Origin of the sequence: Micromonospora sp. BL4 (genome assembly GCF_003667505.1) — a bacterium.
Lineage (GTDB): Bacteria > Actinomycetota > Actinomycetes > Mycobacteriales > Micromonosporaceae > Micromonospora.
Map to the genome: position 1 here is coordinate 1 of NZ_RCVJ01000131.1, position 20,375 is coordinate 20,375.

16 protein-coding genes are annotated in these 20,375 nt (G+C 72.3%); 7 read left to right on the forward strand and 9 right to left on the reverse strand.

Translation table 11 applies throughout. The features are described from left to right. From EAD89_RS15395 to EAD89_RS15410, 4 genes are all read left to right on the forward strand, one after another. Positions 1-712: Gmad2 immunoglobulin-like domain-containing protein (locus EAD89_RS15395; protein ID WP_121676192.1), on the forward strand; the 712-nt coding region annotated here is incomplete at its 5' end. A gap of 137 nt (positions 713-849) precedes the next feature. Beyond that, positions 850-1,479 (forward strand): TetR/AcrR family transcriptional regulator, encoded by a 630-nt coding sequence (locus tag EAD89_RS15400; RefSeq protein ID WP_121676193.1) that lies wholly within the window; start codon positions 850-852, stop codon positions 1,477-1,479. 33 nt (positions 1,480-1,512) lie between these two features. Then, positions 1,513-3,006 carry an MFS transporter gene (locus tag EAD89_RS15405; RefSeq protein ID WP_121676194.1) on the forward strand — a complete coding sequence of 498 codons (1,494 nt, stop codon included), beginning with the start codon at positions 1,513-1,515 and terminating at the stop codon, positions 3,004-3,006. A 103-nt stretch (positions 3,007-3,109) separates the two neighbouring features. Next, positions 3,110-3,901 carry a maleylpyruvate isomerase family mycothiol-dependent enzyme gene (locus tag EAD89_RS15410; protein ID WP_121653638.1) on the forward strand — a complete coding sequence of 264 codons (792 nt, stop codon included), beginning with the start codon at positions 3,110-3,112 and terminating at the stop codon, positions 3,899-3,901. A gap of 42 nt (positions 3,902-3,943) precedes the next feature. On the opposite strand, the gene EAD89_RS15415 is transcribed toward EAD89_RS15410, so the two are convergent. Further along, positions 3,944-5,143, reverse strand: a complete 1,200-nt coding sequence (locus EAD89_RS15415; RefSeq protein WP_121676195.1) for an RtcB family protein — start codon at positions 5,141-5,143, stop codon at positions 3,944-3,946. A 376-nt stretch (positions 5,144-5,519) separates the two neighbouring features. Next, positions 5,520-7,517: a translation factor GTPase family protein gene (locus tag EAD89_RS15420; protein ID WP_121676196.1), complete on the reverse strand. Its 1,998-nt coding sequence runs from the start codon at positions 7,515-7,517 to the stop codon at positions 5,520-5,522. 325 nt (positions 7,518-7,842) lie between these two features. Between EAD89_RS15420 and EAD89_RS15425 the strand changes: the two genes are divergently transcribed. Continuing rightward, positions 7,843-8,802, forward strand: a complete 960-nt coding sequence (locus EAD89_RS15425; RefSeq protein WP_121676197.1) for a YafY family protein — start codon at positions 7,843-7,845, stop codon at positions 8,800-8,802. Between the two features lie 25 nt (positions 8,803-8,827). Here the strand turns inward: EAD89_RS15425 and EAD89_RS15430 are convergent, their stop codons facing one another. After that, positions 8,828-10,135: an RICIN domain-containing protein gene (locus tag EAD89_RS15430; protein WP_233578713.1), complete on the reverse strand. Its 1,308-nt coding sequence runs from the start codon at positions 10,133-10,135 to the stop codon at positions 8,828-8,830. Between the two features lie 106 nt (positions 10,136-10,241). On the opposite strand from EAD89_RS15430, the gene EAD89_RS15435 reads away from it, so the two are divergent. After that, positions 10,242-11,492 carry a spore photoproduct lyase family protein gene (locus EAD89_RS15435; protein WP_233578715.1) on the forward strand — a complete coding sequence of 417 codons (1,251 nt, stop codon included), beginning with the start codon at positions 10,242-10,244 and terminating at the stop codon, positions 11,490-11,492. 12 nt (positions 11,493-11,504) lie between these two features. On the opposite strand, the gene EAD89_RS15440 is transcribed toward EAD89_RS15435, so the two are convergent. From EAD89_RS15440 to EAD89_RS15465, 6 genes are all read right to left on the reverse strand, one after another. Continuing rightward, positions 11,505-12,371, reverse strand: coding sequence for a M15 family metallopeptidase (locus EAD89_RS15440; protein WP_233578717.1), 867 nt, complete (start codon positions 12,369-12,371; stop codon positions 11,505-11,507). A gap of 12 nt (positions 12,372-12,383) precedes the next feature. Continuing rightward, positions 12,384-13,409, reverse strand: coding sequence for an acetylxylan esterase (locus tag EAD89_RS15445; protein ID WP_121676198.1), 1,026 nt, complete (start codon positions 13,407-13,409; stop codon positions 12,384-12,386). A gap of 8 nt (positions 13,410-13,417) precedes the next feature. Continuing rightward, positions 13,418-15,793: a glycoside hydrolase family 3 N-terminal domain-containing protein gene (locus EAD89_RS15450; protein ID WP_233578719.1), complete on the reverse strand. Its 2,376-nt coding sequence runs from the start codon at positions 15,791-15,793 to the stop codon at positions 13,418-13,420. A gap of 95 nt (positions 15,794-15,888) precedes the next feature. After that, the gene (locus EAD89_RS15455; protein WP_121656772.1) at positions 15,889-16,755 is read right to left on the reverse strand and encodes a carbohydrate ABC transporter permease; all 867 of its coding nucleotides are present in this window, start codon (positions 16,753-16,755) and stop codon (positions 15,889-15,891) included. After that, entirely contained in the window at positions 16,752-17,750 is a 999-nt protein-coding gene (locus EAD89_RS15460; RefSeq protein ID WP_121676199.1) for a carbohydrate ABC transporter permease, read from the reverse strand. Before EAD89_RS15460 ends, EAD89_RS15455 begins: the two co-directional genes overlap by 4 nt. Next, the gene (locus EAD89_RS15465) at positions 17,747-19,054 is read right to left on the reverse strand and encodes an extracellular solute-binding protein (RefSeq protein WP_121656767.1); all 1,308 of its coding nucleotides are present in this window, start codon (positions 19,052-19,054) and stop codon (positions 17,747-17,749) included. Before EAD89_RS15465 ends, EAD89_RS15460 begins: the two co-directional genes overlap by 4 nt. Positions 19,055-19,193: 139 nt before the next feature. On the opposite strand from EAD89_RS15465, the gene EAD89_RS15470 reads away from it, so the two are divergent. After that, positions 19,194-20,249 carry a LacI family DNA-binding transcriptional regulator gene (locus tag EAD89_RS15470; RefSeq protein WP_121676200.1) on the forward strand — a complete coding sequence of 352 codons (1,056 nt, stop codon included), beginning with the start codon at positions 19,194-19,196 and terminating at the stop codon, positions 20,247-20,249. Positions 20,250-20,375 lie beyond the last annotated feature (126 nt).

The following is a 20,375-nucleotide window of genomic DNA, read 5'->3' on the forward strand; positions in this document are numbered from 1 at the left end:
CCACCCACCAGCCCCACCCGCCACCGGTACGCGCCGGCCGCCGGACACCGTGACCATCGAGCTGTGGTACGTCCGCTCCGGCCGGCTCGTCCCGACCCACCGGACCCGACCGGCCACCGTGGCGACGTCCCGGCTGGCGCTGGCCGAACTGGCCGCCGGGCCCACCTCGGCGGAGGCCGCCACCGGAATGGCCACCCTGCTGCCCACCGGCGTCGAGGTCACCCGGATCACCGACGGCGTGGCGACGCTCGGGCCCACCCCTCCCGCCGACGACGCGGCGGAGCGCCGGCGGCTGCGCGAGGCACAGGTGGTGTGGACGCTCACCCAGTTCCCCACCGTGCGGCAGGTCCGCTTCGGCGGCGACGCCCCGGTCGGGCGGGCCGACTACGCGGACCTGCTGCCGCCGATCGTGGTCACCGGCCCGGGTGTCGGCGAACGCGTCACCGCTCCGCTCACCGTCACCGGCACCGCCGACGTGTTCGAGGCCACGGTGAGCGTCCGGGTCCTGGACGCCGCCGGCCGGGAGGTCGCCACCGGCTTCGGCACCGCGAGCTGCGGCAGCGGCTGCCGGGGCGGGTACCGGGTGGTGATCGGCTGGCGCACCGTCCGCGAGCAGCGCGGAACCATCGAGGTGTACGAGGTGTCCGCCCGTGACGGTTCCCGGATCAACACGGTGGCCGTCCCGGTGCGCCTCGCCCCCACCGGAGGCTGAGCACCGGCTTCACCTGCCGGACATCGGAGAGAAACGTAATCGTTTCGTCCACCCACTGCGACGCAACTCATAAAACCCTGCACGATCGCCGGAACGCGACCTACGGTCAGTACGACATCGTTTCACGGGGGGTCGAGATGCTGGGCGGTCAGCAGGTGGGCGTGGGCGCCGGGGTGCCGGCTGCCCGGTCCGCCCGGTGCAGCGACACCGCCCTGTTCGCCGTGGTCGTCGACCTGCTGCGCGAGCTCGGCTACGACCGGATGACCATCGACGCCATCGCCGCCCGGGCCCACGTCAGCAAGGCCACCATCTACCGACGCTGGGACGGCAAGACCGAGCTGGTCGTCGCCGCGCTCCGCGACCGCCACGTGGGGGTGCACAACCCGCCCGACACCGGCTCCCTGCGCGGCGACCTGATCGAGTTGCTGCGCGCCACGGCCGCCATCTGCGAGGACGACAGTGACCTGATGCAGGCCTTGATCTTCGCGACGCGGACCAACCCCGAGCTGGAACGCCTGGTGCGCCACCAGGTGCTGCCGGCCGGGCGGGTGGCCAGCACCGCCATCCTGGTCCGCGCCGCCGCCCGGGGCGAGATCCCGCCCGAGGCCGGCGAACGCGAACTGTTCCACGACCTGGCGCCCGCGCTCACCATGTCCCGCATCGTCGCGCACGGTCTACCCGTCGACGACGCGTTCCTCACCCAGGTCGTCGACCAGGTGCTGATCCCGGTGCTCCGCTACCAGCCCGACCGCCCGTCTCAGGCCTGACTCCACCGACGTACGTACACGGAAGGCTTCACCATGCCCGGAACTACCTCGACCGCTCCCGGCGCGCCCGGCGCCGGAACAGCGACGAGCGCGCCGCACCCGCGGCGCTGGATCGCGCTGGCCGTCATCGCGGTCTCGCAGCTGATGGTGGTCCTGGACGCCACGATCGTGAACATCGCACTCCCCCAGGCCCAGGCCGACCTGGGAATCACCGACGCGAACCGGCAGTGGGTGATCACCGCGTACACGCTGGCCTTCGGTGGCCTGCTCCTGCTCGGCGGCCGGATCGCCGACTACTGGGGCCGCAAGCGCACCTTCCTGGTCGGCATGACCGGCTTCGCGCTGGCCTCCGCGCTGGGCGGTCTGGCCACCACCGGCGGAATGCTCTTCGCCGCCCGCGCGTTGCAGGGGGCCTTCGGCGCCCTGCTCGCCCCGGCCGCGCTGGCTCTGCTCACCGTCCTGTTCACCGAGGCCACGGAGCGGGCCAAGGCGTTCGCCGTGTACGGCGCGATCGCCGGCGGCGGGTCCGCCGTCGGCCTGCTGCTCGGCGGGGTGCTCACCGAGTACGCCGACTGGCGCTGGTGCCTGCTGGTCAACATCCCGGTCGCCGCCGTCGCGATCGCCTTCGCCCTGCCACTGGTGCCGGAGAGCCGGGCGCACGGCAACACCCGCTACGACGTGCCCGGCGCGGTCGTCGTCACCGCCGGTCTGGTCTCCCTGGTGTACGGCTTCACCAAGGCCGCCGAGGACGGCTGGGACGCCGCCGCGACGCTCGGGTTCATCGCCGCCGGCGTGGTGCTGCTCGCCGCCTTCGTGGTGATCGAACTGCGCTCCAACCACCCGCTGCTGCCGCTGCGGATCATCCTGGACCGCAACCGGGGCGGGGCGTACCTCGCGTCGACGCTGATCGGCGCCGGCCTGTTCGGCGCGTTCCTCTTCCTGACCTTCTACTTCCAGGTGGTGCTTCAGTACAAGCCGCTGGAGGCCGGGCTCGCCTCCCTGCCGGTCACCGCCGGCGTGCTGATCGCGGCGGGTGGCGCCAGCCAGTTGATGCCACGGGTGGGCGCGAAGCCGCTGATGGTCGGCGGTGCCGTACTCGCCGCCGTGGCCATGCTGGTGCTGACCCAGATCGACGTGGACACCTCGTTCCTCACCCTCCTGCTGCCCGCCCAGGTCATCCTCGGCATGGGTCTCGGCTTCACCTTCGTGCCGCTGTCCAGTCTCGCCCTGGTCGGCGTGCCGGAGCACGACGCGGGCGCGGCCAGCGCGACGCTCAACGCCACCCAGCAGATCGGCGGCTCGTTGGGCACCGCGCTGCTGAACACCTTCTACACCAGCGCGGTCGCCGCCTACCTGGTCGGTCGGGCGCCGAACCCGGTCAACCAGATCGAGGCGCTGGTGCACGGCTACCGGGTCGCGTTCGGCTGGGGCGCGGCCCTGATCGTGCTCGCCGGACTGGCCACCCTGGTCCTGGTGAAGGTCCGCAAGGAGGACATCCCGACCGGCAACACCGTGCACATGGGCTGAGCCGACCGACACGGCCGCCGGCCGGTCAGCTCCACACGCGGGCCGGGCCGGCGGCCCGTCCGGTAACGTCCCGACCACCGTCGAAAATCCGTTGAGGAGACATATGTCCACGGCTGCCGACCAGATCATCAACGCTCTGCGCGCGGGCCACGAGGAGCTCGCCGCGCTCGTCCGGGACCTCAAGGAGGACGACCTCCGCCTGCCGTCGGGGGCCAGCGAGTGGCAGGTGTCCCAGGTGCTCAGCCACCTGGGCAGCGGCGCGGAGATCAACCTCGCGGCGTTGAACGCCGCCCTCACCGGCACGACCGGCCCGGACGGGGACTTCAACCGTGGCGTCTGGGCACGCTGGGACGCCATGCCGCCGGCCGAGCACGCCGCCGGATTCCTCGAGGCGAACCAGCGGCTGGTCGAGGCGTACGAGGGGTTGGACGCCGAGCGCCGTGCCTCGCTGCGGATCGACCTCGGCTTCCTGCCGGACCCGGTCGACGTGGCCACCGCGGGCCGGTTCCGGCTCAGCGAGTTCGCGCTGCACCAGTGGGACGTCGAGGTGGCGTTCAACCCGTTCGCGGCGGTCACGCCCGGGGCGGTGTCCCTGCTGCTCGACCAGATCGGCGGCATGCTGGCGTGGACCAGCCGGCCGCAGGAGCTGGCCGGCCGGGAGGCCACCCTGCTGGTCCGGCTCCACGAGCCGGAGCGGACGTACGGGCTGCGGCTGGGCGAGCGCGTCGAGCTGACCGACGCTCCGGAGCAGCCGGACGGCGAGCTGAGCGCTCCGGCCGAGGCGTGGCTGCGCCTCGCCACCGGGCGGCTGGGCCCCCAGCACACCCCGGACGGTGTGCGGGTGACCGGCCCGGTGAGCCTGGACGACCTGCGCCGGGTCTTCGCCGGCTTCTGAGCGGGTGCCGCGCGGGCCGGTCATCCCGGCCCGCGCGGCCCGTCAGCCCTTCACGCAGACGACCTGCTTGAGGTGCGCCACCACCTGCACCAGATCCTCCTGCTGAGCCATCACCTCGGTGATGTCCTTGTACGCGCCGGGGATCTCGTCGACCACCCCGGCGTCCTTGCGGCACTCGACGCCAGCGGTCTGCGTGGCCAGGTCGGCCGTGCTGAAGGTCCGCTTGGCCTGCGCCCGCGACATCCGCCGCCCCGCCCCGTGCGAGGCCGAGCAGTACGCGTCCGGGTTTCCCCGACCCCGCACGATGTACGACCCGGTGCCCATCGACCCCGGGATGATGCCCAGGTCGCCCCGCCCGGCCCGGATCGCGCCCTTGCGGGTGACCAGCACGTCCACCCCGTCGTAGGTCTCCTCCGCGACGTAGTTGTGGTGACACGAGATCGGCTCGTCGTAACCGACCTGCGGGAAGTGCTCCCGCACCACGCCGCAGAGCAGGGCCAGCATGACGGCCCGGTTGCGCCGCGCGTACTCCTGCGCCCACCACAGATCCCGCCGGTAGGCGTCCATCTCGGGCGTGCCGGCGAGGAACACGGCCAGGTCCCGGTCGGGCAGGTCGGCGTTGTGCGGCAGCCCCCGGGCCACCCCGATGTGCCGCTCGGCCAGCTCCTTGCCGATGTTGCGGGACCCGGAGTGCAGCATCAGCCAGACCCGCCCCTCGTCGGCGCCGCCCTGCTCGAGGCAGACCTCGATGAAGTGGTTGCCGCCGCCGAGGGTGCCGAGCTGCCGCTGCGCCCGGGTCTCCAGCTGCGCGACCCGCCGGTCCAGGCCGGCGAACCGGCCCCAGAAGTCGTCCCAGCCGGCCTGCTCCAGGCCACGGACCCGGCGCGGGTCGACCGCCTTCGCCCGCTGGGCGAAGCCGACCGGAATGGTCGCCTCGATCGCCGAGCGCAGACCGGCCAGGTCGTCCGGCAGGTCGGCGGCGGTCAGCGAGGTGCGTACCGCCGACATGCCGCAGCCGATGTCGACGCCGACCGCGGCCGGCGAGACGGCCTGCCGCATGGCGATCACCGAGCCGACCGTGGCGCCCTTGCCGAAGTGCACGTCGGGCATGACGGCGACACCCTGCACCCAGGGCAGCGTGCCGATGTTGCGCAGCTGTCGGGCGGCCTGCGGCTCGATGGCGTACGGGTCGGTCCAGACCCGGACGGGTGCCCGGGTGCCGGCGAGCGGAGTGAATCCCATCGTGCTCTCCTCGTGTCGTGCCGGCCGCACGTCGAACGATGACCGGACGTGTTCGCACCCCGGGAAGCCGGGTGCGGAAGTGTGTCGGATACGAAAAGGCCGCCCGACCCGCAGGGGGTGGGCGGCGGCTGACGCGCTGGCGTCAGCGGTGGCGCCGCCCTGGCTGCCGACCCTGAGTGGGCCGACCGAGACACCGGTACCGCATGCCGGAGGGCAACGCGGCACCCGCACCTGGCGTACGCCAGGTGGCCTCGGTGCGATTGCGCTGCGACACGGCGTACTCCCTGCGGTCCGATCGGTCGACCTTGCGGCGATGACGCTAGGCGGGCCGGGCCACGTCCGCAATGGATATTGCGGACGGGCCCGGCCGCGCCGGCTACCGGCCGACGACCCGGCGGGCGACCGCCAGCAGGTACTCCTTGCGGTCCAGCGGGTTGTGGTCCCACCGTGCCCGGGTGGGGGCCGGGCCGCGCACGGGCCGGTACCGGTCGAACGCGGTCTCGAGCACGCCCTCGCCCCGGGTCAGCGCCGGCAGCCGGCGCTCCAGCGCGTGCACCCGGCCCGCCGGGATCTCGCCCTCCACCAGGTACGACGCACCCTGCCCGGTGGTGTTGGCCGGCACCGCGTCGAGCCGCGCGAGCGCGGGCAGCAGGGTGCCGAGGACGTCGCCCGGCACCTCCAGCCGGAACCGGTGCACCGGCTCGTGCACACGGGTGCCGGCCAGGGTGAGCGCGGTCATCAGCACCAGCGGGGTGAGATTGCGAAAGTCCCCGGCGGTGCTGGACATGCTCTTGTCGAAGGTGCCGTGGGAGTGGCTCTGCCGGGCCCAGTAGCCAGCGTGGGTCATCGTCACCTCGCAGTCGGGGATCTGCCAGCCGTGCGGACCCTGGCGCAGCGTCCGGTGCACGGTCTCCTCGACGGCGGCGAAGAACGCCGGCGGCATCGAGCCCAGTTCGACGCCGAGCCGGAAGCTCACGCCGGCCCCGGTGGGCGCCGGGGCCACCCGCAGCCCGACGGTGGCCAGGAACGGGTTGGGCGCCACGGCGATCACCTCGACCGCCTCGCCGACGCCGCAGACCCGCTCCACGTGCACCGTGCTGGTCTCCCGGAAGGTCACCGCGACCCCGAAGTCGTCGGCCAGGGTGGCCTGGATGACCTCCTTCTGGACCTCGCCGTAGAGCGAAACGCTGATCTCGTGCTGCCGGTCGTCCTGCCGGAGGTTGATCAGCGGGTCCTGCTCAGCGAGCTGGGTCAGGGCGGCGTGCATCGTGACCCGGTCCGCGGCTCGGGCCGGGACCACGACGGTCTCCAGGGTGGGCGGCGCGAACTGGCGGTCCGTGCCGGCACGCTCCGGGGGTACGCCGACCGGGTCACCGATCCGCGCCTGGGTGAGGCCCCACAGCCGGGCGATGTGGCCCGCGCCGACCGACGACGCCGCGACGTCGGTCCCGTCGGCGACGACGCGTACCGCCGTGACCAGCGAGACGCCGGTCGCGCCGACCCGGATCCGGTCCCGGACCCGGATGGTGCCGGCGAAGAGCCGGACCAGCGCAATCTTCTCCCCCGCCGGGCCGCGCTCGACGGCGAACACGGTGCCGGAGACCGGAGCGTCGTCGTCGCCCTGGACCGTGGGCAGCAGGTCGGTGATCCCGGCGATGAGCGCGTCCACTCCGGCGCCGGTGATGGCCGAGCCGGCGAACACCGGCTGGACCAGCGCGCGGCCCGTCCGGTCGGCCAGCGCGCGGCGCAGCCGGGGGTACGGCAGCGTCGAGGGATCCGCCACCCAGTCGGCCAGCAGCGCGTCGTCCTGCCCGGCGAGCAGGTCGAGCAGCCGGTCGGTGAAGGCGACGTCGGCCGGGCCGTACGACGTGCAGTGGGCGTCCCGCGTTCCGGCCCCCGCCACCGACCCCATCGCCACCACGGCCGGGGTCAGCTTCTCCGCGATGGCCCGCACCACCCGCTCGGGATCCGCCCCCGCCCGGTCGACCTTGTTCACGAAGATCAGCGTGGGGATGCGCAGCCGGCGCAGCGTGCGCGTCAGCACCCGGGTCTGCGGCTGGACGCCCTCCACCGCGGAGATCACCAGGACGGCGCCGTCGAGCACGCCGAGCACCCGCTCGACCTCGGCGATGAAATCGGGGTGACCCGGGGTGTCGATCAGGTTGACGGTCACGTCGTCCAGCACGAAGGAGACGACGGCGGCGCGGATGGTGATGCCGCGTTGCCGCTCCAGCGCCAGGGAGTCGGTGCGGGTGCTGCCGGCGTCGACGCTGCCGAGCCGGTCGGTCACGCCGACGGCGTACAGCAGTCGCTCGGTCAGGCTGGTCTTACCGGCATCGACGTGCGCCAGGATGCCGAGGTTGAGGGTCTTCACGGTGCGTCATGTCCTTCAGGTAGGCGGCAGGTCCCTTCTGGCCGGACATCGACGCAGCGCGCATTGCTTCTCCCTGAAGTTGGTGGCGGTTTCGGATAGTTCATCAGCCGCTCGTCGGGACGAGCAACCGATTAACCGGGGGCGTCGGAGCGGCTACCCGGTGCCGCGCCGGGCGTCCGTCCGCTGATGAGCCTGATACCTGTGAGGCATAAATATGACTCACAGGTATCACGCTCGATTGGGTGACGCCCGCCCAGGCCGATCTGGTGGGCACTGACGCCTCGCACGCGGCGGGCCGGAACTGCTCTCCGGCAGACTGCCCAGCATGGTGGAGACCTCCGTGCGACTGCTGCGGCTGCTCGCCCTCCTGCAGGGCCACCGCGACTGGTCCGGCGCGGAGCTGGCCGACCAGTTGGCGGTCACCGCGCGCACGGTGCGCGCCGACGTCGAACGGCTGCGGGTGCTCGGTTACCGGATCGAGTCCCGGCCCGGGGTCGCCGGCGGTTATCGGCTCGGCGCGGGGTCCGCCCTGCCGCCGCTGCTGCTCGACGACGACGAAGCGGTGGCGGTGGCCGTCGGCCTGCGGGCGGCGGCGTCCGGCTCGGTACGCGGCATCGAGGAGACGTCGCTGCGGGCGTTGGCCAAGCTGGAGCAGTCGCTGCCGTCGCGGCTGCGGCACCGGGTGGACGCGCTGCGCACGGCCACGGTCTCCGCCGCGGCCGGTGGCCCGACCGTCGACGCCGAGACGCTCACCGCCGTCTCCACGGCCGTGCATCGCCGCGAGCGGCTGCGCTTCGACTACGCCGGGCACGACGGCACCACCACCGTGCGCGACGTCGAGCCGTACCGGCTGGTCTACACCGGCCGGCGCTGGTACCTGCTGGGCTGGGACACCGACCGGGCCGACTGGCGGACCTTCCGCGCCGACCGCATGCGGCCCCGGGTGCCGACCGGTCCGCGTTTCGCACCCCGCGAGCCGCCCGGTGGCGACGCGGTCGCGCACGTGCTGCGCGGCGTCGGCTCCACAGCCTGGCCACACCCCGCCCGGGTACGCCTGCACGCGCCGGCCGACCGGATGGCGCAGCGGATCCCCTCCACGGCAGGTCTGCTCGAGGCGATCGACGAGCAGACCTGCCTGCTGCACACCGGCGGGGAGTCGCTGGCCAATCTGGCCGCCTTCCTCGGCACCCTGGAGGTGGACTTCGACGTGCTCGACCCGCCGGAGCTGCGCGCCGTGCTGCGGGGCGTCGCCGCGCGGTTCGGCCGTGCTGGTCGGGTGTCGTGAGGACGGGGAGGTTCCCGCGACGGGCCTACGGCTGCGGGACCAGCCGGAACGACTGCGCCGCGGTGCCGTTGCAGGTGTACTGGACGAGCTGGACGCTGTCGGCCGTGGATGCTCCCGGCACGTCGAGGCACTTGCCGCTGTTGCGGTTGACCAACCGGTAGTAGCCGCCGCCCTCCGGCTCGGCCCGCCACTGCTGGTTGTTTCCGCCGCTGTAGGACCAGAGCTGGATGGGCGCCGAGTTGGCGGTCGACACGTTGGTCACGTCGAGCACCTGGGCGCTGTTGTTGCGGTTGTTGACCCGCAGGTAGCCGCCGCTGGTCGGGGGGAACTGGTACTGCTGCGCGGTGCTGCCGTTGCAGGCGTACTGCTGGATGGCGGTGCCGTTCGCGCTGGCGGCGGCCCGCGCGTCGACACACTTGCCGCTGCCCCGGTTGACCACGGTGTGCCAGGCGGTCGGCGAGATGCCGTCGGTCGGCGGGGGCGTCGTCGGGGGGACGGTGCCGGCGCCGGCGAGCCAGTGCAGCCCGTCGATCACCAACCGGTTCTGCTGGGCGCTGTCGAAGGTGGACGAGAGCCCGGTGTTGGTGTTGTAGTTCATCGCGTTGTGCCCGAAGTTCGCGTAGAGCATCTTGTACTGCCGGTTGCTCCAGACCAACGGGTAGTAGCCGCCGTACCAGGACTGGTTGGGGTCGGTGCCGACCGGGAAGCTGGACGGGTCGACCGAGGCGAGGATGTCGATGTTGGGGTTCTGCCGCAGGTCGTTGCTCCAGGAGTACCACTCGCTGATCGACGACGGGAACGTCGCCGGGAGGTTCCGGGTGGCGGCGTGGGTGCGGTTGTCGGCGCGCAGGGTGACCCGGGTGGGTCCCCAGGTGTTCGTCTGGAACGAGCCGCTGCCGAGGAAGGTGTTGTAGTACCAGCTCCAGCTCGACGGGTTCTGGGTGAACGCGCTGACGTGGAAGCCCAGCCACGCCCCGCCGTTGCGCATGTACTGCTCGAACGCGGGACGCTGTGCGGCGGGCGGCGCGTCGTCGAGGAACATGAGGACCTGGTACTGGGCCAGGTTCGCGGTGTTCAGCAGGCCCCAGTTGGTGGTCGCCTCCCAGGAGAAGCCGTACTGGGCGGCCGCCTGCGGGAACCAGGCGCGGGCGTCCCGGACGAAGTCGATGTGCGCCGCGTCCCAGGTGCCGTTGTAGAAGGCCAGGACCTTGAACGTCGGAGCGGCCTGCGCGGCGCGCGAGGCGTTGACGGCGATGCCGGCGGTCACCGCGACGATCAGGGCGACCAGCAGCGAGATGATCCGTCTGGCACGGGTGGGAAGTTCTGCGATCACCTGATCGTCCCTTCGGTCGGTGGCCTGGGGACGCGCGCCGCCGCGTCGCTGGAAACCATTTGTTCACAAGGTTTACAGATAGACGAAAGGTTATTCGTTGGCTCGGGTGGCGTCAATCGCGCAGCGGTGGATCGGGTGGGATTCCGCCGGCAACGGGTACCCCGATCCGGTGACCAACCCGGACGCGGTGAACGTTGACCAGCCGCTCGCCGTGGACGTGCCCGCCGCGCCGCACGACGCCAGCGGCGAGCGGGTGCCGACCCGCGACCTGGCCGGGCTCGCGCCGGCGGCCCGGCCGGCGCGCCGCTGGACCCCGAACCGGGTGGTGGTCACCCCGGCCGCGCTGGAGCACCCGCACGGGCAACGGATCACCGAGCGGGTGCGGGCGCTGGGCATCGAGGTGGAGCGCCTGCGGTCCAACCGGCTGACCGGCGTACGCGGGCGCACCGACCGCGAGACGTACGCGCGGGCCAAGGCCACCATGGCGATCGTGGTGAGCCCGCCCTCGCGACGCGCCCTGCAACCCATCGCGCCCAGCGCCGACTGGCGCGTCGACCTGGCCGAGGGCTGCCCGGCACACTGCCAGTACTGCTACCTCGCCGGGTCACTCTCCGGCCCACCGGTGACCCGCGTGTACGCGGACCTCGACGACATCCTGGCCGGGCTGGCCGCGTACGCCGGGCGCGGGACGGTGACCAGCCGCAACGCGCGGCGCGCCGACGAGGGCACCACCTTCGAGGCGTCCTGCTACACCGATCCCCTCGCCCTGGAGCACCTGACCGGCAGTTGGCTCCGGGCGGTGCAGCACTTCGCGGACTGGGACGCGCCGGTGCAACTGCGCTGGACCACCAAGTACGCCGACGTGGACAGCTTCGTCGGTCTGCCGCACGCCGGCCGGACCCGGGTCCGGTTCAGCGTCAACTGCGCCCCGGTCAGCGAGCGGTTCGAGGGCGGCACGGCCCGGGTGCCGGACCGGCTCGCCGCGCTGCGCCGGCTCGCTCTGGCGGGCTACCCGGTGGGGCTGACCATCGCGCCGATCATGCCGCTGCCGGACTGGCGGGAACGCTACGGCGAGCTGCTGAACCAGGTCGCCGCGGCGGTCGACGGGGTGCCCGAGCTGGACCTGACCGCCGAGCTGATCACCCACCGGTTCACGCCGGGCAGCAAGGAGGTGCTGCTCGGCTGGTACCCGCGGACCCGGCTGGAGATGGACGAGGAGTCGCGCAGCCGGAAACACGGCAAGTTCGGCGCGGTCAAGTACGTCTATCCACGGGACACGATGGGCGAGCTGCGCGGATGGTTCGTCGCCGAACTGGCCGCGCGGGTGCCGGCGTGCCGGATCCTCTACTGGACGTGAGCCGCCCGGGCGTCAGCCGACCGAGGATCGGGCGACGGGCGCGGCGAAGTAGGTGTCCGGGTACGGCTCGTCGCGGAATCGGTAGTGCCACCACTCGCGGTCGTAGTTGACGAACCCGCCGTCGGTCATCAACCGCCGCAACAGTCGCCGGTTGTCCCGGGCCGTGCCGGTGATCCGGGGGTCGGCGGTGTGCGCCCGGGCGTCGAAGCAGTCGAAACCGGTGCCCATGTCGATGCTGTTGTCGGCGAAGCGCTGCCCGCGCGGCGCGGTGCAGGCGACCAGCGGCCGTCCGGGGTCGTACGGGGGCTGGCTGGCGGCGGGCTCCTCGACCAGGGTCAGGTCCAGGGTGCTGCCGCGGCTGTGCGCGGTGGGTGCCCCGATGTAGCCGTCGGCGAAGAGGCGGCTCTTGGCCACGCCCGGATAGAACTCGGCCTTGGTCTGCTGCTCGCCGGGGCGCTTCGCCCAGGCCACGAAGTCGTCCACGGCAGGCTGCGGCCGGTAGCAGTCGTACACCTTGAGGCTGTGCCCTCCGGCGAGCGCGGCGTCCTGGACCCGGCGCAGCGCCTCGGCGGCCTGTCGGGTGAGCAGGCACAGCGGCTCGGGGTAGCCGCTGATCGGCCGGCCGACGAAGTTGTGCGCGCCGGCGTACCGGATGTCGCTGCGGATACGCGGGTCGACGTCGGACAGCACCACGAACCCCGGCAGCCGGTCGACAGCGGACGGGGCGGGACTCGACGGAACCGGGCTCGACGGACCAGGGCTCGACGATGCCGGCGCCGTGACGGTGGGCGCCGGTCGGGGCTCCGGCCGAGAGCAGCCGCCGAGCACCGCGACGAACGCCAGCACGGCGGCGCCACCCACCCGCCCCGGCCTGCGCACCCGTCCTGTCTATCAGGCCCGGCCGAGGCTCCGCGCCGGATCGGCGTCCGGGTGCCGCACGAGCGGGCCGGCGCCCTCGACCAGGTGCCCGCCGAGGAAGCGCAGCGCCGCCTCGTCGTCGTCGATGCCGCCGGCCTCGTGGCCGTTGTACCGCCACACCGACAGCTCGGTCGGCCCGGCGTGGGCGTTGATGGCGGCGTAGACCGTCGACGGCGGCACGATGTCGTCCATCAACGCCACCGAGTACCGCGCCGGACGGCGGCAGCGGCGGGCGAAGTTGACCCCGTCGACGTACGCCAGGGTGGTCAGCACCTGCTCCTCGGCGTCCCGGTGGATGGCCAGGTAGTCGCGGATCTCCCGGTACGGGCGGGTGTCCGTGGCGACCACCGCGCGCGGGATGTCGCAGAGGAACGGCACGAACGCCACCACCGCCCGCAGGCCGGGCGCCAGCGCGCCGGCCGCCAGCGCCAGCCCGCCGCCCTGGCTGTGCCCGAGCACCGCCACCCGGGTCGGGTCGACCACCGGCAGGGTCCGGACGGCGTCCACCGCCCGGACCGCGTCGGTGATCAGCCGGCGGTAGTAGTACGTACGCGGGTCGGAGATGCCCCGGGTGACCACCCCGGGCGCCTCCGGGCCGGCGGCGCCCGGATCCGGGGTGTCGCCCCGGCTCCAGCCCGAGCCCTGCCCCCGGGTGTCCATCTGCAGGTGCGCGAACCCGGCCGACGCCCAGAGCAGGTTCTCCAGCGGGTGCCCGCGCCCGCCGCCGTACCCGGCGTACTGGATCAGGGTCGGCAACGCGGTGCCGGCCCCGCGGGGCACCCGCAGCCAGGCCCGCACGGGCTGGCCGGCGAAGCCCGCGAAGGTCACATCGAGTACGTCGATGCCGGCCAGCCCGGTCGACACCGGCTCCGCCCGGACCGGCCAGCCGGCGTCCCGGGCCTCGGCCAGGGTGCCGGCCCAGAACTGGTCGAAGTCCGCGGGCTCCCGCACCGTGCTGCGGTAGCCGCGCAACTGCTCCTCGGGCAGATCGGTGTGCACAGGAACTCTCAGACGGTCGGGTGGACGGTGAACAGCGGGTGCATCCGTCGGGTGTGGTCCACCTGCCGTGCCGGCCCGGTGAGCGCGACGGCCGCCACCAGCCGGGGTCGGGTGCTGGACGAGGCGAGGCGCAACTCCACCGCACCCGGCTCGACCACCCGCCGGCCGTCCCGCCCGGTGAACGAGAGCAGATCGGCGGGCACGCTCACCTCGACCCGGCAACCCGCGCCGGCGTCCAGCGGCACCCGCAGGTAGCCGATCAACCGCTGCACCGGCTGCACCACCGAGGCCACCGGGTCGTGCGCGTAGAGCTGCACCACCTCGCTGCCCCACCGGGTACCGCTGTTGCGCAGCGTGAAGGCCAGCCGCAGCTCGCCGTCGGTCTCCGCCGTCGCCTGTTCGACCGCCAGCTCCGACCAGTCGAACGTCGTGTAGCTGAGCCCGTGCCCGAAGCCGTACGCCGGGGTGGGGTCGAGGTTGGAGACGTCGCTGGCATGTCCCAACCGGGCGGCCAGGTACGTGGTGGGCTGGCCGCCGGGGCTGCGCGGCACGCTGACCGGCAGCCGCCCCTGCGGCTCGACCCGCCCACTGAGCAGGCCGGCGATCGCCGCGGGTCCCTCCTCACCGGGGAAGAAGGACTGCACGATGGCCGCCGCCTCGTCGACCGCCCGGCCCAGCGCGTACGGCCGGCCGGCGAGCAGCGTGACCACCACCGGCGTACCGGCGTCCAGCAGCGCGTCCAGCAGGTGCTGCTGCGCCCCGGGCAGGGCCAGCGACTCGGCGTCGCAACCCTCACCGCTGGTGCCCCTGCCGAACAGTCCGGCGCGGTCGCCGAGCGCCACGATCACCACGTCGGCAGCCCGCGCCGCCTCGACGGCCGCGGCGACACCGGCGGTGTCGAGGTCGTCGATGCCCACGCCGGCCTCGATGATCACCTCGCTCGTCGGGAACTCACGGACCAGCGCCTGCGCCAGCGTGGGCAGCTCGATGCCGACCGGCAGCTCCGGGTGGCGCGACCCGACGTGCACCGGGAACGAGTAGCAGCCGAGCGCCGCCGTCGAACTTTCGGCCTGCGGGCCGATCAGGGCGATCCGCGCCGGCCGGGCGAGCGGCAGGGTGCCGTCGTTGCGCAGCAGCACGACGGCCTGCTCGGCCACCTCGCGGGCGAGCGCCCGGTTCGCCGGCGAGTCCAGGTCGACGGTGCCCCGCACCGCGTCCGGGTCGGAGACGTCGAGGCCCTCGAGCGCCGGCGGCACCGGGGTCCAGTCCGCGTCGAGGAGCCCGAGCTGCGCCTTCTGCAGCAGCACCCGGCGCACCGCCCGGTCCACCAGCGCCTCGGGCACCTCCCCGGCGGCGATGGCCTCGCGCAACGGCAGGCCGAACGTCTTCACCGTGGGCAGTTCGACGTCCACCCCGGCGGCGAGCGCGGCGCCGGCCGCCTCGCCCCAACTGCCGGCCACCCCGTGCAGGGCGTGCAGGAAGGCGATGCCGAAGTAGTCGGCGACGACGGTGCCGGTGAACCCCCAGGTCTCCCGGAGCAGGCCCGTGAGCAGCTCCTCGTCAGCCGCCGACGGGATCCCGTCGGTGTCGGTGTAGGCGTGCATCACCGATCGGGCGCCGCTCTCGCGGACCGCCATCTCGAACGGCAGCAGCATCACGTCCGCCCGCTCCCGGGGGCCCATGCCGACCGGCGCGTGGTTGCGTCCGGCCCGCGAGGCCGAGTAGCCCACGAAGTGTTTGAGGGTGGCCACCACACCGGTGGACTCCAGCCCCTGGATGTACGCGGTGGCAACCGTGCCGACCAGGTAGGGGTCCTCGCCCACGGTCTCCTCGACACGTCCCCAGCGGGCGTCGCGGACCACGTCCAGCACCGGCGCGAGCCCCTGGTGCACGCCGAGGCGGCGCATGTCGGCACCGATCAGAGCGGCCATCCGCCGGATCAGATCGGGGTCGAAGGTGGCTCCCCAGGACAGCGGCACCGGGTACGCGGTCGCGCCCCAGGTCGCGAAGCCGGCCAGGCATTCCTCGTGGGCCAGCGCGGGGATGCCGAAACGGTTGGCGGCGGTGATCCGTTGCTGGCTCCGCAGCAACGACAGGGCGCCGAGCGCCGGGTCGACCGGCGCGGTGCCGAACGGTCGGGTCAGCTGGCCGAGCCCGGTCTCCAGCAGCAAGTCGAGGTCGACCGCCTCCTCCATCTCGTGCTGGTAGGGCGCCACCTCACCGCCGTCGGCGGAGGCGCCCACCCAGACGCCGTACAGCTGGGCGATCTTCTCGGGCAGGGTCATCGCGGCGACGAGGGCGTCGACGCGGGTGGGCAGGTCGTAGGAGGGGTCGTTCCAGATGGTGATGCTCGGTTCGGTGTCCACGGTCACGTTGTCGGTCACTTTCCTCCGACGCCCGTCGGCCCCCGTACGAGGGTCTGCCGGGCGAACAGGTAGACGGTTATGCGGTGTTTCGCCTCTGCGCGTACCGGTGCTGCTCAGCCCTTCACCGCACCCTGCAGGCCACCGACGATCTGCTTCTCGGCGAAGGTGAAGAAGAGAAGTGCCGGCAGCATCGCCAGCGAGGTGAACGCGAGGATTCCGGCGGTGTCGGAGGTGTACTGGCTGGAGAAGTTCTGCACGCCCAGCGGCAGGGTGTGCAGATCCGCGTCGCCGAGCACGAGCAGCGGCAGGAGGAAGGCGTTCCAACTCGCCACGAACGCGAGGACCCCGACGGTGACCAGCGCGGGCCGGGACAGCGGCAGCATGATGCGCCAGAGGAAGCCGAGCCGGCCGGCACCGTCGATCGCGGCGGCGTCCTCCAACTCGCGGGGGACAGCGGCCAGGAACGGCCGCAGGATCACGATCGTGAGCGGTAGCGAGAAGGCGACCTGCGGGAGGATCACCGCGTAGTAGGAGTTGATCAGGTCGAGGTCGCGCAGCATGAGGTAGAGCGGCAGGATCGCCGCCCCGGAGGGGAAGAGCAGGCCGAGCGTGAAGAAGGTGTAGAGCGCCTCGCGGCCGCGGAAGGCGTACCGGGCGAGCACGAACGCGGCGCAGACGCCGAGCACCACGACCGCTGCCGTCGTTCCGACGGCGATCACGGCGCTGTTGAACGCCTGCTTCCAGAAGTCGCTCTGCGTCAGCACCCGGGCGTAGTTGTCCCACACCCAGGGGTCGGGCAGCCCGGCCGGATCCGCGATGATCTGCGGGGTGGTGCGGAAGCCGCCGACGATCACGTAGACCACCGGAGTGATCGAGATGGCGGCGACCGCTAGCGCCATCGCGTAGGTCAGAGGGCTGCTCCAGGCGAACGGCCGGCGCGAGGTGGACGGTGCGGGGACGGCGCTGGCGTTCACGCTCAGTTCCTCCTTCCGGTGACGGCGCCATCGATGTCGCGACGGAGGAGGAACCGCTGGAACAGCAGCGCCGCGATGAACGAGATGACGAAGAGGATCACGGCGACGGCGTTGCCGTAGCCCCACAGCCGGGCGAAGAAGCCGTTGTCCACCATGTAGGTGGCCATGGTGGCCGAGGCACCGAGAGACCGGACCGCGGGCACCGAGGTCACCCAGATCACCTCGAAGGCCTGCAACGAGCCGATCATCGACAGGAACATCCAGATCCGGATCGTGGGCCCCAGCAGCGGGAGCATGACGTGGCGCTGGGTCTGCCACCAGCTCGCCCCGTCGATCGCGGCGGCCTCGGTCAGCTCGGGCGGGACGTTCGACAGACCGGCGAGCAGGAGAATGATCGCGAAGCCGACGTACTTCCAGGTGAGCACGAACAGCATCGTCCAGATCACGACGTCGAGGTCGGCGAGCCACGCCTGCACGAAGCTGCCCAGGCCGAGCTGCCGGAGCAGGGCGTCGACGGTGCCGTCGCCGGTGAGGAGCAGCTTCCACATGATGCCGACGGTGACCTCGGCGAGGACGTACGGCACGAACACGAGCAGGCGGAAGGCGGCGCGTCCGCGGAACCGTCGGTTGAGCAGCAGGGCCACGGCCAGGGCGATGGGCCCCTGGATCACCAGCGACCCGACCACGATGATGGCGTTGTTGCGCAGCGCGTCGAGGAAGACCGGGTCCTGGAAGGCGAGGACGTAGTTGTCGTAGCCGACGAAGTCGGTCGGGGGTCCGACGCCGCGCCAGCGGAACAGGCTGTAGTAGACCGCGAACCCCATCGGCACCAGCACGAACATCACGTAGACGGCGATCGCCGGCGTGGTGAGCCCGATGATCTCGTACCACTTGCGTCTGGTCTCGGCGGCCCGGGCGGACGAGCGCCGAGCCGGCCGGGGGCCCGCCGGCGGCGCGTCCGCGCCGCCGACGGGGATCCGGGTCGGGTTGATGGAGGTCACTTCTTCGCGGCCGCCTTCATCGCCTCGACGACCTTCTCCGGGGTGCCGTTGCCGGCGAAGATGGCGACGACGGCGTCGTTCATCGCGTTGCCGACGGTGCTGCCGAAGGCCGTGTCCAGCCAGAGCTGCACGTAGGTCGCTCCGGAGGTGGCCTCCAGGATGGACTTCAGGGCGGGGTCGGTGACGCCGGCCTCCGCGCCCTTGGCGGCGGGCAGGCCGGTGCCGGTCTCGGCGTAGCCCTTCTGCACCTCGGGGCTCACGATGTACTTGAGGAACTCGACGCACTCGGCCGGCGCGTTCTTCGCGCAGGAGTACCCGTCACCGCCGCCGAGGGCCGCCTTCGCGTCACCGGCCGAGCCGGCGATCGCCGGAACGGGGAACCAACCGAGGAACTTCTTGAGGGCCTCCGGGTTCGCGGAGACGGTCTCCAGGGTGCCCCGGTTCCAGTCGCCCATCAGCTCCATCGCGGCCTTGCCGTTGGCGAGCAGGCCGTTCGCGCTGGTCGGGTCGTTCTGGCCCGGCGTGGCGATGAAGTTCGGCTGGAACGGGTTGGTGCCGATGAAGCTCTTGAGGTCCTGGCCCGCCTTGACGAAGCACGGGTCGTCGAAGACCAGGTCGACGGAGGCCTTCTTGAGCGTGTCGACCGAGCAGGCACGCAGCGCGAAGTTGTACCACCAGTGCGCGGCGGGCCACTTGTCACCGGCGCCCAGCGCGATCGGGATGACGTTGATGGCCTTGAGCTTCGTGACCGCCTGGTTCAGCTCGTCGAAAGTGGTCGGAGGAGCGGCGATGCCCGCTTTCGCGAACATGTCCTTGTTGTACCAGATGCCCTCGATCCCCATCCGGTACGGCAGGCCGTACTGCTTGCCGTCCACCTGCCAGATCTCGGTCGCGCTGCCGATGTTGGCGACCTCGTCCTTGACCTGTTCGGTGAGGTCCTTGAGGTAGTCGGCCTCCACCTGCTCGCGCATCTCGCCGCCGCCCCACGCCTGGAAGATGTCCGGCGGGTCGCTGGTCAGCAGCGCGGCGGGGAGCCGGGTGCGCTGGAGTTGGTTGGTCTCGATCGCCTCGATCTGGATCGTGACGGTCGGGTGCTGTGCGGAGAAGTCCTTCGCGACCTTCTCCCAGTACGTCTTGCCAGGCCCGTCCTGGGAGGCGTTGTGCCACCAGGTCAGGGTCACCGGGTTCTTGTAGAGCTCGTTCTCAGCGGGGGCTTCATCGTCGCCGCCGTTACACCCGGCGACGAGCAGTGCGGTGGTCATTAACAGCGCCAGGGTGGCGCCCGCGCGGTGCCTCATCGCCATCGACACGTCTCCTCGACTAGCAGTGGCGGTACTTAGGTGCGGCGAGTTTTGCAGCCGCCGCGACGGGGTGTCAACCGTTGTCGATAACGTTTTCGACTCCCTCGCGACGAGTCCCAGGTGGCCCTCTATCATCGTCGGCGTGACCTTCCCCGAGCGTGTCAAGATGTCGGACGTGGCCCGTACGGCCGGCGTCTCGGTGGCGACCGTGTCGAAGGTCGTCAACGGTCGCTACGGCGTGGCGCAGGCGACCGTCGAGCGCGTCCGGGAGGTCATCCACCAGCTCGGCTACGAGGCCAGCCTCGGAGCGCAGAGCCTGCGTAGCCACCGGACGAACGTCCTGGGCATCCTGGTGGCCGAATTCGAGCCGTTCTCGACCGAGCTGCTCAAGGGCGCGTCGAAGGAGGTCGCCGGCACCGGCTACCAGCTGCTGGCCTACTCCGGCGGCGACGGCGACGGCACGGCCGTCGGCTGGGAGCGGCGCTCGCTGGCCCGCCTGTCCGGGACGCTCATCGACGGGGCCGTGATCGTCACGCCGACGGTGGTCGAGACCAAGCAGGGCTTCCACGTCGTGGCCGTCGACCCCCACACCGGCCCGTCCGGGCTGCCCACCGTCGACTCCGACAACTTCGCCGGCGCGATGCTCGCGACCAACTACCTGCTGTCGCTCGGTCACCGCCGCATCGGCCACATCAGCGGTCGCGCCGACCTCGAGTCGGCGCGCCTCCGCGAGGCCGGCTTCCGCCGGGCCATGGCCGACGCGGGCCTCGCGGTCGACGAACGACTCGTCCGCGTCGGCGGTTTCCGGGTCGAGAGCGGCGCCGCCACGGCCGCAGAACTGCTGACACTGCCCGACCGGCCGACCGCCGTCTTCGCCGGCAACGACCTCTCCGCGATCTCCACGATGGACGTCGCCCGGACCATGGGCCTCACGGTGCCCGACGACCTGTCCGTGATCGGCTTCGACAACATCCCCGAGTCGGCGCTGGTCACCCCGCAGCTCACCACGATCGCGCAGCCCCTGCAGCGCATGGGCGCCGAGGCGATGCGCCTGCTCATCGACCTCGTCGGCGGCGTCGAGCGCGACCCGCACGTCCGGCTGCCGACCGAACTGGTCGTCCGGTCGTCGTGCGCCCCGTACACGCCCTCCCCCGGGCCCGAACGGCCGACGCCGGCCGCCGGTTCGGCGAGCGGCTGAGCGGCGAGGCCACGGACGGGTCGCCCAGCCCGGCGACGCGCGGTCCGTGCCGATCCGCCTGAGTTCCGGGAAATCTCCGCAACTTCCCTGAACACGGCGGCGATCCGCCCTGTCGCCAGCCCCCGG

Bases quoted from the DNA above. Each gene is read 5' to 3' on its own strand.
- EAD89_RS15400 (WP_121676193.1), top strand. From the start codon at position 850: ATGCTGGGCGGTCAGCAGGTGGGCGTGGGCGCCGGGGTGCCGGCTGCC.
- EAD89_RS15405 (WP_121676194.1), top strand. From the start codon at position 1,513: ATGCCCGGAACTACCTCGACCGCTCCCGGCGCGCCCGGCGCCGGAACA.
- EAD89_RS15410 (WP_121653638.1), top strand. From the start codon at position 3,110: ATGTCCACGGCTGCCGACCAGATCATCAACGCTCTGCGCGCGGGCCAC.
- EAD89_RS15415 (WP_121676195.1), bottom strand. From the start codon at position 5,143: ATGGGATTCACTCCGCTCGCCGGCACCCGGGCACCCGTCCGGGTCTGG.
- EAD89_RS15425 (WP_121676197.1), top strand. From the start codon at position 7,843: ATGGTGGAGACCTCCGTGCGACTGCTGCGGCTGCTCGCCCTCCTGCAG.
- EAD89_RS15465 (WP_121656767.1), bottom strand. From the start codon at position 19,054: ATGGCGATGAGGCACCGCGCGGGCGCCACCCTGGCGCTGTTAATGACC.